Here is a 12,630-nt window from a genome sequence, read left to right as displayed (position 1 = left end):
TTGCGCCCCTTTTTGTGGCTGAGATTGTCACAGCGAGGCATTGATGAACGCTTCATCAAGCGATTTGGCGCGATGGCGGGCCATGAACTCTTCGCCGCTATTGAAGGCCTCCAGGCGCCTGTTAGCAAGCATGTAAAAGCGGTGGCAATTTGCCGTGATCTCCTCTGTGTAATGCGAAGAAACGAGCACGCAAGCACCTTCTCGGCATGCGTTATGGATGCCAACCCATATGAAATGGCGAAATTCAGGGTCCACGCCAGCCGTGGGTTCATCGAGGATGATCAAGTCAGTGTCCTGCAGCAGCAGGGTTAAAGTAAAAAAACTGCGAATTTCTCCATAACTGCAAGTGGAGGCTTTTTTTTGGGAGATATCAGTGTATCGCTTGGACAGTGACGGCGACCATTGAGTTAATCTTGATAGAATTTCAGCGTGACTGGGTGGGGTGTTGGCGTTCAGGCTGCTGATCAGTCTGCCGATTTCATGCATTCGTAGTAAGGGTGGTGGCGTGATAATTTGGGTGAGATAAGCCGTTCTTTGGGAGGCGTTGAAGATTGTCCCGTTCGTGGGTTTCTTTATTCCGCAAATGAGGTCGAAGAGCGTTGTTTTTCCTGCGCCATTGCAGCCTAGTATGCCTATTGATTCGCCCTGTTTGGCGTGCAGTGCCAGGCTGTCAATCAAGGTGTTACTGTCATGGCCAAAGCTTAAATTTTGTGTTTCTAGGATGATCATTTAATAGCGGCTCCAAATGGGCTGTATTCTGAAATATCGTCCCGTGAAGTAGAGTGCGCTCAGTGCAGCGGCCAGTGTTGCCACAAAACTGCTGAGCAAGGGGAGTTCGTTGTTAAATAGCCGCGTGCTCAAGTATAGGGGGTTGAGCAGGATCAGCGAGTGCGAGGTCATGAGGCTTTGCGTTGCCCCTGAGTATCCCGATATCAGCATAAGAAATGACATCAGCGAAAACAGCGTGCTGGCCGTACTGAATTTGATAGGCAGTGCCGCTATGCCGAGTCCGATGCAGGTGAATAGCAGGTAGCTGGTATAAAAGCATGCCAGTAAATGCAGCAGTTCAACGACCGAGTAATTTCCGTAAAAAGGTTTGGTTATAAGGTAGAAGAGTGATGCATAGGCAGTGCTTATTATTGAATAGCTGAAAGAGTGCGCTAGCAAAAAGCGCAGGATTGAATTGTGCTCATAAATGAAGGATCGAACAAAGCCGCTTTCTCTTCTGCCGATCAAGTAAAAGCTGAATCCAAAAAAAGCGACGCTGGCGGAAATGTACGAATAAAACCATGCGGCCGATGCGGCATACGACTGCGTAGTCACGTCGGGGGTTGGGTGTTGCAGGGTGGTTATCACGAACAGTAGACAGGGTGCGATGGCTGACCATAAAAGTGCAGTGGGTTCTCGGGTGTGCTCGGTGATCAATATTGTCGTGATAGTGATGATTTTGTTGGTGTTTAAAAATAAGGTGGCTGAACGTCGTTTCATGGGAAGGCACTGTATTGAAATTTTGGGCGTCGTTCGGGTGTAATGCGTTGGGCGAAAATTATTGAAGAGGTGCAGGTAAAAAATTCCGCTTCCATTCGCAATTGTTATCGGAAGGCAATGCCATGGCGTTGGTGCGAAGCTCGGTATTCATGATTTCTCCTTGTTTTTGTTGTTTTTCGAAATGTGCGAGTGGCTGTAGGTGTAAAGGTATGACTTCTATGTGTCAACGAAAGTTTGTGGTTGAGTGGGGTGCTTGTGGATTTTTGTTGTTTGGTTAAGTGTGTTGTTGTAGGAGCGTTCTTCGGACTTTTCCTGTCTCTAAACTGATTTTGATTTGCTGGCATCGTCGATGCTTTTATGTATGTAAGAACCTTCCGTTTTTAGGGTGGGCCAGCACTCTATTCATCGTGATGGGGTGGAAGTGGTGTTTAATTGCGGGGGCGCCAGAGGAGTGTTGCGAGATGTGTAATTTAGCAAATCACTTTTTTGGATTCGCTTATAGCGAGGCTGGCGTTTCTAACGTAAGCGGGCAAGCCGCTGCTGAGCACGCAGATGGCCTCGAGGGTGCAGAAACAGCTGCAGCTCAACGTGCCGCTGCGGGCGATGTTCGAGTGCAGCACGGTGGAGGAGTTGGCTGAGTACGTGCGCGGGCTGCAGGGCAGTGTGCTGGATGAGGGCAAGGTGGATCGGTTGAGTGACCTGATGGCCGAGCTTGAAGGGCTCTAGAAAAGCTGGGGGCGCTTTGCGCCCCATTCGCCGGCAAGCCGGCTCCCACAGGTACAGCACAGTCCATGAGTTGTGTGGGGTATTTGTGGGAGCCGGCTTGCCGGCGATGAGGCCGGTGCGACCGCCTGATAATTCAGCGTTTGCCGAGGATCTTCCCCAGCATCTCCGGCCGCGGTGCCCCTTGCTGGCTCTGCAGGTTGCCCTGTTCATCCTGATAGAAGATAGCCGGGGTTGCCTGCAAGCCCATTTCTTCCATCAAGGCCATGTTCCCCGCCAGCTTCTGCTGTACCGCGTCCGGCACCGTGGCGAGCGCCTTCAGCGTGCTCGCCTTGCCGGCCTTTTCATGCTGCTCCAGCGCTTTGGCCGGGTCTTTGGCGGCCAGCAATGCCGCTGACTTGCCTGGGCTGTCCTCGCGGATGATGCCGACCATGATATGGCGCAGCTGCACCTTGCCCGATTCCACCCAGGGCCGCGCCTGTTGCCAGAACATGTTGCAGTATGGGCAATTCGGGTCGCTGAACAGGTACACCTTGCGCGGCGCATCGGCCTTGCCGTCGGCGATCCAGCTGGTCTTTTCCAGCTTGGCCCAGATGGCCTTGGACATCGGCCCGTACACCAGTTTTTCCAGCGGTTCGGCACTCAGGTCCTGGCCCTGTTCGTCGAACAGGCTGCCGACCAGCACGTGCTTGCCGTCGGGCGTGAGGTACAGGGCAATGCCGTTGTTGTGGTACTCGGCGGCATAGCCGCGCAAACCGTTGGGGGCGTCGAAGCTGCCCTTGATCACGGCGCCCTTGGCTTGCAGTTGCTGGACCGCCTTGGGCAGGTCTTCAGCCTGTACCCATGGGGCGGCCAGCAGGGCCAGGGAGAGAGGCAGCAGTGCAGTCAATCGCATGTCAGTTTCCTTGTGCGGCAGGGGCGGGCGCGGCGGCCCGGTCGAAAGGTTCCAGCGCATGGCGCAGGCTGGCCCTGGACAGCTCGCCCAGGTGGCTGCCGACCAGCCGCCCGTTGGCGTCGTAGAACAGTGTGGTGGGCAAGGCCATCGAGCCGACCCGCTGGGCCAGTACGCCGGTGCCGTCGAACAGCACATGGGTCAGGCTCAGGCCGGTGGTGGCCAGGAAGGTGCTGACGGTTTCTGGCGTCTCACCCTGGTTGACGAACAGGAAGGTCACCTGGGGATACTCGCCCTGGGCCTGTTGCAGGACTGGCATTTCCCGCCGGCATGGCGGGCACCAGGTGGCCCAGATATTGATGACCAGCGGCTTGCCGCGGTAGCTGTGCAGCGCGACCGATTGCCCGCCAGCATTGCGCAGGCTCAACTCGGGCAGCTCGGTGCCCTTGCTGTACAGGTGGCTGCCCAGACTGGCGAGGCCCCAGAACAGCGCACCACTGAACAAGGCCCAGCCCAGGGGGCGGCGCAGGCCGGGGTGGCGCCAGCCCTGCCAGAGGGTAGCGAGCACGATGCCGATCAGCCCCGACCAGAGCAGAAAACCGCCGTCACGGATGTCGATGATCTGCAGCAGGTCGTCCCGGTACATCGGCCAGTAGGTCACCACAAAGCCGATACGGGCGCAAAGCAGGCCGATCAGGAACAGGTTGAACAGCGCCGATTCCGGGCTCTCGCCGCCGCGCCGCGCGACCCACCAGCCGACCAAGCTGGCAATGCCAAGGGCGGCCAGCATCAACAGATGATTGAGGGCCATGGTCAGTGGCCCCAGCGTTACCGTCAGCATCAACCTTGGCTCCTGGTCTGCGCCCAGTGTTGCAGGAACGCGGCCGCATCCACCTCACCGGTGATGCGCCGCGCGCGGCGTTCCTCGCCGTCCGGGCCGAGCCAGAGAATGCTGGGCGGGCCGGGTACCTGGTAGCGTTGCAGCAGTGCGCGGCTGGCCGGCGCGTCGGCGGTTACGTCCAGGCGCAGCAAGTGCACGCCGGCAAGGCTCGCCTGCACATCACCACGGGCGAACACCTGCTTTTCCATGACCTTGCACGACACGCACCAGTCGGCATAGTAGTCGATCATTACCCACTGGCCACGGGCCTTGGCCGCCTCCAGCTCACGTTGCAGGTCTTCCGGGCGGCTGACGGTGATAAACGCGTCTTCTGCATGTTGCTGCGGGGCCGCCGTTGCGCCGCCGCCGGCGAATGGGCGCAGCGGCTGCCACAGGTCATCGCCGCCGGCCGCAGCGCCGACCAGCAGCAGGCCACCCCACAGCGCCCCCAGCAGCGGCACTGCGCGCAAGGCAGGCAAGCGTTGCAGCGCCGGCCACATGGCCCAGCCCAGGGCAACCAGCCAGGCGCCACTCAAGGCCAGCAGCAGTGGCGCGGCGATCAGACTGCGCACGGTGTACAGCGCCATGGCCAGGAACACGAAGCCGAACACCCCCTTGACCCGGTTCATCCAGGCGCCCGGGCGCGGCAGGTAGCGGTTGCCGACGGTTACCAGCAACAGCAGCGGCAAGCCCATGCCCAGGCCAAGGCTGAACAGCACCAGTGCGCCTTGCAGCACATCGCCACTTTGCCCGATGTACAACAGCGCGCCGGCCAGCGGCGCGGTCATGCATGGGCCCAGCAGCAGCCCGGACAGCGCGCCCAGCAGCGCCGCACCGTACAGGTTGCCGCCCCGGGTCGCCTGCCCGGCGCGGTCCAGGCGATCACGCAGGGCGGCGGGCAGTTGCAATTCGAAGGCGCCAAACATGGGCAAGGCCAGCAACACGAACAGCGCCGCCAGGCTGCCCAGCAACCACGGCTGCTGCAGCCAGGCCTGCAGGCTGGCGCCCAGCAGCGCGGCGACTACGCCCAGCGCTGCATAAACCAGCGCCATGCTCAGCACGTAGACCCCGGCCAGCACCCACCCACGGCGCGCGCTGGCGCCATTGCCCAGCACCAGGCCGGCAAGGATCGGCAGCATCGGCAGCGAGCAGGGGGTGAAGGCCAGCAGCAAGCCAAGGCCGAAGAACGCCAGCAGGCTCCAGCCCAGGCTGGCGCTCTGCAGGCCACTGGCCAAGGCTTGGTCGCTGGCCTGGTCAGCCATCGGTGCGGTACTGCCACCGAGGTCGATCACGGTAGTTTGCGGCGGGTAGCACAGGCCGGCATCGGCGCAGCCCTGCCAACCCAGGCGCAGCTGGCCCTGAGCGTTGGCAGGCAGCAGCAGTTCCAGCTGATCACGGTACACCGCGCTGTCGCCGAAGAACTCGTCGTGGTGGTTCAGGGCAGGGGGCAGTTGCGGCTGCTGGTCGGCCGGCAGGCCATCGAACTTCAGGCGCTTCTGGTAGAGGTAGTAGCCCTGCTTGATCTGGAAGTACAGGCGCATCTGGCCGTCGGCCTGGCGGTCATGGGTGAGGACGAAGGCCTGGTTGACCGGCAGGAAGTCGGGTTTGGCCTGGAACGGGTTGGCTTGCAACGGGCCGGCCAGCAGTAATGTCAGGAAGAGCAGGAGGACGCGCATGTCTTCGCCTTGGCAGATGTGAACGCAGGCCATGCTGGCCTGAGACGATTAACCCAAGGTTAACCGTTGGTGCAGACAGTGCTGCCGGGCCAGGGCCGGCTTGGACACACCGCGACATACTGTCAGGTTGACTTTGCCAACACCTGGCAGATTGCTGTAAAGTTGACGTGAAAGTCAGTTTTTTGTGGGTGGCCCGCCAAGCCGCCCACTGCCCCCTCAGTTTCCCTGCACAAGAATCAAAAGATGGGCAGGCATCGTTCTGCCCAGAGGATCAAGCATGTCCAACCGTGATATTTCCCGGCGCTCCTTCCTGCAAGGTGGCCTGATCGCCGGTGTCGGCGTGACCATGGCGCCGCTCGGCAGCCAGGCGTTCGCCGCGCTGATGGAGGACCGTGTCACCACCTCGCCGCAGAAGTGGATGAACCATGACGGCAAGGCGCGTTTCCGTAACGACGCGTTGTCCAAGGTATGCGGCAACAAGGTCTTCGCCCGCGACATTCGCGCCAAAGACATGCCCGGCTGGCCCGCCCAGCAAGGCCACGCCATGCTGCTCAAGACCACCAAGGCCGACCGCATCTACGAAGGTTACGACCTGGGTTGGCTGGGCGCCGAGCTGCAGCCGGACCGCATCGTCACCGCCGCCGACCTGGAAAAGGACGGTATCGCCTGGCCTGAAGCCCATTCGCCCGACCCGCTGTTGCCGCCCGGCAAGGTGCCGATGTTCATCGGCCACCCGGTGGCGATCCTGATCTGGAGCGACTTCGAGCGCTTCCGCCAGGCCAAGCGCAAGCTGCAGTTCAACGATAAGGCGATCCGCTATGGCGCCCAGGCGCCGTTGTACCAGCGTGACCCTTACGGCAGCTTCCGTTTCGTGCGCGTTGGCGGTGCCACGCCGTTCGACGAGGACGCGTTCTCCAGCCTGAAGAACACCATGCTGTTCCCGACCATCCTCAACCGCAAGCCGGTGTGGTCCAAGGCGCCCAACCAGCATGGCGACCTCACCGAGCAAGGCCTGTTCCACGCCAAGCGCATCGATGAGCAACTGGGCAACCCGCCGCAAGACTGGCTGGTGTTCGACGAGCGCTACAAGACGCCGTCCATCGAGCCGGCCGCGCTGGAGCCCGACAACGGCAACGGTTGGTACGACGCGGCAACCGGCACGCTGCACTTCGTGGTCGCTACCCAGTGCCCGTTCGAAGTGGCGCAGGAATGCGTGCACATGATCAAGCCGTCGCGCTTCGGCCTGAAGCAGCTCAACGTGCACCCGGGCTACACCGTGGGGTACGGCTCCAAGGACAACAACATCTTCGTGTTCTATGCCGCAGTGGCCGCGTTGTATGGCGCCGGTGTGCCGATCCGCCTGGCCAACGACCGCTACGAGCAGTTCCAGAGTGGCATCAAGCGCCATGCCTTCGATATTCGCTATCAGCTGGCAGTGGACAAGAATGACAACAGCTTCAAGATCTTCCGCGCCGACATGACCTGCGACGGCGGTGGCCGCATCAACTACAGCCCGTCGGTGGCTGCGGTGGGCGCCACGGCGGCGCAGTCGATCTACTACATGCCGCAGAACGACCTGTCCGTCACCGCGTATCACTCGCGTGGTGTCGAGGCCGGTTCGATGCGTGGCTACGGCACCCTGCAGACCATGGCTGCCACCGAGATGATGGTCGACGAAGTGGCCGGGCGCCTGGGCGTCGATGCCATCGACCTGCGCCGCGCCAATGCGCTGAAGTCGGGCATGAAGAACACCCAGGGCGCAGTGCCCGCGGGTGCCCTGCGCCTGCACGAGATTCTCGACAAGGCCGCTGCCCATGAATGGTGGCGCAACCGTGACGCGCGCAAGCGCGAGATGGACGCCAAGGACCAGGACCACTGGTACGGTGTCGGTTTCGCCATCTGCCAGAAGGACTTCGGCACCGGTTCCGAAGCGCCGATGGCCAGCATCGAGTTCACTGCCGATGGCCGCATCAGCCTGCGCCACATCGGCACCGAGCTGGGCACTGGCATGTCGACCTCCCAGGCGCTGGTGGTGAGTGACTTCCTCGGCCGCTCGGCCGATGAGGTCAAGACCGCCGCCACCGAATGGCCGGAGTTGCAACTGACCACCAGCGGCAACCCGTACCTGATCAGCCAGGCCGAGCAGGACGCTGCGCTGCGCGACCCGCGCTGGGTTGGCAAGCTGGCATCGCCATCGTCGGCCACCAACTCGGCCTTCTACTTCAGCCACGCCACCCGTGAAGCGGCGCGTGTGCTGTTCAATCACGGCCTGTGGCCAGCCGCCATGGCCCTGTGGCGCCAAGGCCCGTTCGGTGGCCAGGCCAACCCGTTGGTGGTGCGCCGCGAGAACGCGGTGTGGGTCAACGGCGAGCTGACCGGCAACGGCCTGGCGCCGATTCCGTTCGCTGAACTGGCGAAGAAAGCCCACGAAATGGGCCTGGTCACCGGCGTCAGCGTGCACGGTTTCAACCGCTGGAGCTGGGCCGAGGCCGACTTCGTCATCGACGGCGTGCGCGAGCGCTTCCCGCTCGATGCCGTGGCCGTGAAGTACGGCGACGGTGCGCCGAATGCCAAGAAAGCACAGATGACCAGCAACGGCTTCCACCTGCTCGACCGGCAGAACGCGGCCTACCCGGCCACCCAGCTGAACAACGCCATGGTCACTTATTACAGCCCGGTGGCGACCATCGTCGAAGTGAAGGTCAACAAGGGCAGCGGTGAAGTCCAGGTGCTCAACCACCACAGCTGGGTCGAGTGCGGCCGCGTGCTGGTGCCAGAACTGGTCAAAGGCCAGCTCGAAGGCGGTATCGCCATGGGCATCGGCCATGCGCTGACCGAAGAGATGCCGTTGCATGAAGGCGGCCCGGGGGAGGGCGACTGGAACTTCAACCGCTATCGCCTGCCGCGTGCCAAAGACGTGGCGGTGTGGAAGCAGACGTCCGAGATCCTCCCGCCGCTGTCGCCAACCGACCCGTCCAAGGGCATCGCCGAAGTGGTGATGATCCCGGTGGTCGGTGCCATCGGCAACGCCGTGGCCCATGCCATTGGCAAACGCGTGCGCGACCTTCCGATTACTCCAGCCCGCATCAAGGAGGCCCTCCATGGCTAACCGTCCGCTTCAACTGACCCTCAACGGTCAACCTGTCGGTCCGGTCGAGGTCCCCGATGACCTGGCGATGATCGACTACCTGCACGAACACCAGAACCTCACCGGCTCGCGCCTGGGCTGCGGCCAGGGCATCTGCCACGCCTGCGTGGTGATCGTCGACAACCCCGATGGCACCAGCGAAGAAGTGCGCACCTGCATCACCGGCGCGCATTACTTTACCGGCAAGAAGGTCCGCACCATCGAGAGCCACGCCAAGCAGGACGAGGCCGGCAACTTCACGCTGAACCCGATCCAGCAGAAGTTCGTCGACCTGTTCGCCTTCCAGTGCAGCTACTGCGCACCAGGGTTCGTCAACGCCGCGACCGTGCTGGTGGAAAATGCCCAGCGCCAGCCTGTGAAGAAGAGTGAGCTGGAAGACCGCATCGAAGAGAGCCTGGGGCACCATATCTGCCGCTGCACCGGCTACGTGCGTTACTACGACGCTACCCGCACGGTCCTCAACGACCTCGGCCTGGTCAAGGAGGGTTGAGCATGGCGTTCGTTCGTTCCGGTCTGGCGCTGGCGCTTGGCCTTGTCGTATCGATGGCTGCCCAGGCGCAGGACCAGGCACAGGTCAAGCGCGGGGAATACCTCGCCCGCGCCGCCGACTGCATGGCCTGCCACACTGCCGAGGGCGGCGCGCCCTACGCCGGTGGCCTGCCGATCCACTCACCGTTCGGTACCATCTACGGCAGCAACATCACCCCGGACAAGCAGTACGGCATCGGCAACTACACGGCCGACGAGTTCTTCGCTGCTGTCACCGAAGGCAAGCGCAAGGACGGTGCCAACCTGTACCCGGCCATGCCTTACACCTCGTACCACCTGATCAGCCGGGAAGACTCGGATGCGATCCTGGCGTACCTCATGACCGTGCCGCCGATCAATCGCCCGGCGCCGGAGACCAAGCTCAGCTTCCCGTTCAACGTGCGCATGGGCCTGGCCGGCTGGAATATGTTGTACGGCAAGAGCGTGCAGCTGCAGCCCACGCAGGGCAAGAGCCCGGCCTGGCAGCGCGGCCAGTACATGGTCGAAGTCATGGGCCACTGCGGCGAGTGCCACACCCCGCGTAACCCGATTGGTGCCTTGCAGCAGGACCAGCGCCTGACCGGCGGCCTGCTCAACGGCTACCTGGCGCCGAGCCTGCTGGCCCAGGACCTGGCCGAGCGCGGCTGGACCCAGCCAGACCTCACCACCTTCCTCAAACACGGCATCAGTGCCCAGGGCAGCATGTTCAACGAGATGTACCCGGTGGTGCACCACAGCACCCAGCACCTGGAAGACGCAGACCTGGCCGCCATGGCCACCTACCTGCTGGGCGACCAGCCGCCGGCGGCCAAGGTAATCAAGGAAGTGCCACTGGAGCAGTTGACCGAAAGCGCCAAGCGCGGCCGCCAGCAGTACCTCAATGTCTGCGCCGGCTGCCACGGCGTCGATGGCGAGGGCAAGCCGCATATCGCCGTGGCCATGCAGGGCAACACGGTGCTGCGCCAGGGTGACTCGCGCAACCTGGTCAAGGCGATTGTCGACGGTATCCGCGAACAGCAGTTCACCGGCTTCGAGCGTATGCAGCCGATGCCAGGTTTCGCCGACAAGCTCAATGACCAGCAGATCACCGACATGGTCAACTACCTGCGTCAGGCCTGGGGTGGTTTACCCGGTGACCTGAACGTGCAGCAGCTCGCCGAGCTGAAGGCGGAGTGACGCGTGCAGCATCTTGATCTGCAGGTCGTGCACCAGGCGTTGCAGTGGTCGTGTAACGGCCAGCGGGTATGGTTGTGCACGGTGCTCGCCACCTACGGCTCGGCGCCGCGTGCGCCGGGCTCGTTGCTGGCGGTGAACGACGGCGGGCAGTGGGTGGGCTCGCTGTCGGGCGGTTGCGTCGAGGAAGATTTCCTCGAGCGCGTCGCCCTGGGCGAGTTCCCCGAGCCAGTGGCGCTCGTGCGGTATGGCGATGGCAGTGACCGGCGTTCGAGCATTCGCCTGCCCTGTGGCGGCGTGCTCGAGGTGCTGGTGGAAAACCTGCCGGCCGATTGCGAGGTGCAGGGGCACCTGCGTGAGCTGCACAGTGCGCTGCAGGGTCAGCGCCGCCTGCTGCGCGAGGTGAGCCTGCCGGATGGGGCTCGCCAGCTCAGCAATGACACTGCCCAGGGCCCGCGCGTCGAACGTGAAAGCAGCCGCGTTCGGCTGCGGGTCGGCGCTGCCCAGCGCCTGCTGTTGGCGGGCTATTCCAGCGTGGCGCAGTATTGCGCCGAGTTCGGCAAGGGCATGGGCTTTGAGGTCATCCTTTGCGACCCGCGTGATGAAGTGCTCGAAGGGGTGGCGCTGGAGGGCATTGAAGTGCGCCGTGAACTGCCGTCGGAATTCATCGCCAACGGGGGTTGCCATGCCGACACCGCAGTGGTTGCATTGACCCATGATCCTAAAATCGATGACCTGGCCATGCTCGAAGCGGTGCGTACAGAGGCGTTCTACATTGGCGTGATGGGCTCGAAGGCCACTTCCGACAAGCGCCGCGCACGCCTGCAGCGGATCGGTGGCCTGGGTGACGACGAGCTGGCGCGCATCCACGCGCCAATCGGCCTGAACCTGGGCAGCAAGACCCCGGCGGAGATCGCATTGGCCGTGTTGGCCGATATCCTGCGGATGCGCAACGGCATCACCCGGGCGGCGCTGTGAAGGTCGTCGCGCTGGTGCTGGCGGCAGGTCGCAGCGTGCGCTTCGGGGGTGACAAGCGCCGCGCCACCCTGGCCGATGGGCGCAGCTTGCTGGTGCACAGCGTCGAGCGGGCTTGCTCGGTGTTCGGTGATGTACGGGTGGTGTTGCGCGAAGGTGAGCGGGCAGAGGACCTTGGGTTGCCTGCTGGTTGCCGGGTCATTGCCAGCCCGCAGGCTGCTTTGGGCATGGGCCACAGCTTGGCAGCTGGCACTGCATCGCTGATCGACAGTGATGCACAGGCGGTGGCGATTCTGTTGGGCGACATGCCTTGGATCGCTCGGGCAACTTTTGGCCAGCTCATATCGGCTGCTGGGGCCTCGACCATTGTGTTGCCACAGCATGACGGGCGGCAGGGGCATCCCGTGTTGTTCGGGCGCGATTTCTGGGCGGCGCTTTCACGCCTGACGGGTGATGAAGGGGCGCGTTCCGTAGTAAGGGCCCACCCGGCGAATTGCATCAGGCTTGATGTTGAGGACCCCGGAGTGTTGCAGGACGTGGATCGGCCTGATGCGGTTTACCAGTAAGCAGGGTGGTTTCGCCTAATCATTTTCTTCTTGCTCTTCGTCGAGTTCATACGGCTGAAGGTCCGCCATCTGCGAAAGCAGAATCAAATGCACTTCGGCGTCGAGTCGCTGCAGACCAGGTGGTTAGCATTTATGCAGTTTCACATTTAATGGTACTGATCCCGCGCCTGATCTTGACGCCTTTTCGGCAGCATTCTTTAGGTGCTGAATTCTGCTTCTCCATTGCGGCCCTATGCTCGAATCATTTCTGAGAAGGTTGTAGGAAAAGTCTCTATCGGCGCTAATTGGCGGGGATTGGGGTGCGTTCTGGGGGCTTGACGCGATTGCTTTGGCGTCCTTGAGATCGAGCGCCGCCCGCGCGGCGCATCGCGGGCAAGCCCGCTCCTACATTTGTTGCAACGTGCCATTCCAGTCAGGCCATAGTTGTCCGCCTTGGCGCATGACTGAAGACAGGTGAGGCGGCAGCCGTGCCAGCCGAAAAATCTCGTCGAGCCACCAAGGCTAACAACTATGGCCTATCAGGCCATGGCACGTTGCAACAAATGTAGGAGCGGGCTTGCCCGCGATGCGCCGCGCGGGCG

General features: G+C 62.3%; 11 protein-coding genes and 1 pseudogene. 6 read left to right on the top strand and 6 right to left on the bottom strand.

What is annotated here, in order from left to right; all coding sequences use genetic code 11:
- Nucleotides 1-27 precede the first annotated feature (27 nt).
- The gene (locus tag ACNQPL_RS20110; protein ID WP_416467687.1) at nucleotides 28-729 is read right to left on the bottom strand and encodes an ATP-binding cassette domain-containing protein; all 702 of its coding nucleotides are present in this window, start codon (nucleotides 727-729) and stop codon (nucleotides 28-30) included.
- A complete protein-coding gene (locus tag ACNQPL_RS20105; RefSeq protein ID WP_416467686.1) occupies nucleotides 730-1,488 on the bottom strand; it encodes a hypothetical protein in 759 nt (252 codons plus the stop codon).
- A gap of 528 nt (nucleotides 1,489-2,016) precedes the next feature.
- Between ACNQPL_RS20105 and ACNQPL_RS20100 the strand changes: the two are divergent.
- A pseudogene (locus ACNQPL_RS20100) lies at nucleotides 2,017-2,214 on the top strand (phosphopantetheine-binding protein); the annotation flags it as partial.
- A 133-nt stretch (nucleotides 2,215-2,347) separates the two neighbouring features.
- Here ACNQPL_RS20100 and dsbG read toward each other — a convergent pair.
- Genes dsbG through dsbD form a run of 3 tightly spaced genes read right to left on the bottom strand, consistent with a single transcriptional unit; the run spans nucleotide 2,348 to nucleotide 5,659 of the window.
- A complete protein-coding gene (dsbG, locus tag ACNQPL_RS20095; RefSeq protein ID WP_346616214.1) occupies nucleotides 2,348-3,106 on the bottom strand; it encodes a thiol:disulfide interchange protein DsbG in 759 nt (252 codons plus the stop codon).
- A gap of 1 nt (nucleotide 3,107) precedes the next feature.
- On the bottom strand, nucleotides 3,108-3,944 hold the full coding sequence (locus ACNQPL_RS20090; RefSeq protein ID WP_416467685.1) for a prolipoprotein diacylglyceryl transferase family protein: 837 nt from the start codon (nucleotides 3,942-3,944) through the stop codon (nucleotides 3,108-3,110).
- On the bottom strand, nucleotides 3,944-5,659 hold the full coding sequence (gene dsbD, locus ACNQPL_RS20085; protein WP_416467684.1) for a protein-disulfide reductase DsbD: 1,716 nt from the start codon (nucleotides 5,657-5,659) through the stop codon (nucleotides 3,944-3,946). The genes ACNQPL_RS20090 and dsbD overlap by 1 nt, the downstream gene beginning before the upstream one ends.
- 277 nt (nucleotides 5,660-5,936) lie before the next feature.
- Between dsbD and ACNQPL_RS20080 the strand changes: the two genes are divergently transcribed.
- Genes ACNQPL_RS20080 through ACNQPL_RS20060 form a run of 5 tightly spaced genes read left to right on the top strand, consistent with a single transcriptional unit; the run spans nucleotide 5,937 to nucleotide 12,049 of the window.
- Nucleotides 5,937-8,768, top strand: a complete 2,832-nt coding sequence (locus ACNQPL_RS20080) for a xanthine dehydrogenase family protein molybdopterin-binding subunit (RefSeq protein WP_416467683.1) — start codon at nucleotides 5,937-5,939, stop codon at nucleotides 8,766-8,768.
- A complete protein-coding gene (locus tag ACNQPL_RS20075; RefSeq protein WP_241804480.1) occupies nucleotides 8,761-9,297 on the top strand; it encodes a (2Fe-2S)-binding protein in 537 nt (178 codons plus the stop codon). The genes ACNQPL_RS20080 and ACNQPL_RS20075 overlap by 8 nt, the downstream gene beginning before the upstream one ends.
- Nucleotides 9,298-9,299: 2 nt before the next feature.
- Nucleotides 9,300-10,511 carry a cytochrome c gene (locus ACNQPL_RS20070; RefSeq protein WP_416467682.1) on the top strand — a complete coding sequence of 404 codons (1,212 nt, stop codon included), beginning with the start codon at nucleotides 9,300-9,302 and terminating at the stop codon, nucleotides 10,509-10,511.
- Nucleotides 10,512-10,514: 3 nt separating this feature from the next.
- Nucleotides 10,515-11,486, top strand: a complete 972-nt coding sequence (locus ACNQPL_RS20065) for an XdhC family protein (protein WP_416467681.1) — start codon at nucleotides 10,515-10,517, stop codon at nucleotides 11,484-11,486.
- Nucleotides 11,483-12,049, top strand: a complete 567-nt coding sequence (locus tag ACNQPL_RS20060) for a nucleotidyltransferase family protein (RefSeq protein WP_416467680.1) — start codon at nucleotides 11,483-11,485, stop codon at nucleotides 12,047-12,049. The genes ACNQPL_RS20065 and ACNQPL_RS20060 overlap by 4 nt, the downstream gene beginning before the upstream one ends.
- Nucleotides 12,050-12,172: 123 nt before the next feature.
- Here ACNQPL_RS20060 and ACNQPL_RS20055 read toward each other — a convergent pair whose 3' ends face one another.
- Nucleotides 12,173-12,334 (bottom strand): polymorphic toxin type 15 domain-containing protein, encoded by a 162-nt coding sequence (locus ACNQPL_RS20055; RefSeq protein WP_416467720.1) that lies wholly within the window; start codon nucleotides 12,332-12,334, stop codon nucleotides 12,173-12,175.
- Between the last annotated feature and the right edge of the window lie 296 nt (nucleotides 12,335-12,630).

The sequence above is a fragment of the Pseudomonas sp. LFS044 genome (genome assembly GCF_047978245.1).
Lineage (GTDB): Bacteria > Pseudomonadota > Gammaproteobacteria > Pseudomonadales > Pseudomonadaceae > Aquipseudomonas.
Note: the sequence above shows the minus strand (reverse complement) of the source record. Positions and strands in the feature narration are given on the sequence as shown.

Excerpts from the sequence above, each read along its gene's own strand:
- ACNQPL_RS20090 (WP_416467685.1), bottom strand. The coding sequence starts at position 3,944 with ATGCTGACGGTAACGCTGGGGCCACTGACCATGGCCCTCAATCATCTG.
- ACNQPL_RS20105 (WP_416467686.1), bottom strand. The coding sequence starts at position 1,488 with ATGAAACGACGTTCAGCCACCTTATTTTTAAACACCAACAAAATCATC.
- ACNQPL_RS20110 (WP_416467687.1), bottom strand. The coding sequence starts at position 729 with ATGATCATCCTAGAAACACAAAATTTAAGCTTTGGCCATGACAGTAAC.
- dsbG (WP_346616214.1), bottom strand. The coding sequence starts at position 3,106 with ATGCGATTGACTGCACTGCTGCCTCTCTCCCTGGCCCTGCTGGCCGCC.
- ACNQPL_RS20080 (WP_416467683.1), top strand. The coding sequence starts at position 5,937 with ATGTCCAACCGTGATATTTCCCGGCGCTCCTTCCTGCAAGGTGGCCTG.
- ACNQPL_RS20070 (WP_416467682.1), top strand. The coding sequence starts at position 9,300 with ATGGCGTTCGTTCGTTCCGGTCTGGCGCTGGCGCTTGGCCTTGTCGTA.
- ACNQPL_RS20075 (WP_241804480.1), top strand. The coding sequence starts at position 8,761 with ATGGCTAACCGTCCGCTTCAACTGACCCTCAACGGTCAACCTGTCGGT.
- dsbD (WP_416467684.1), bottom strand. The coding sequence starts at position 5,659 with ATGCGCGTCCTCCTGCTCTTCCTGACATTACTGCTGGCCGGCCCGTTG.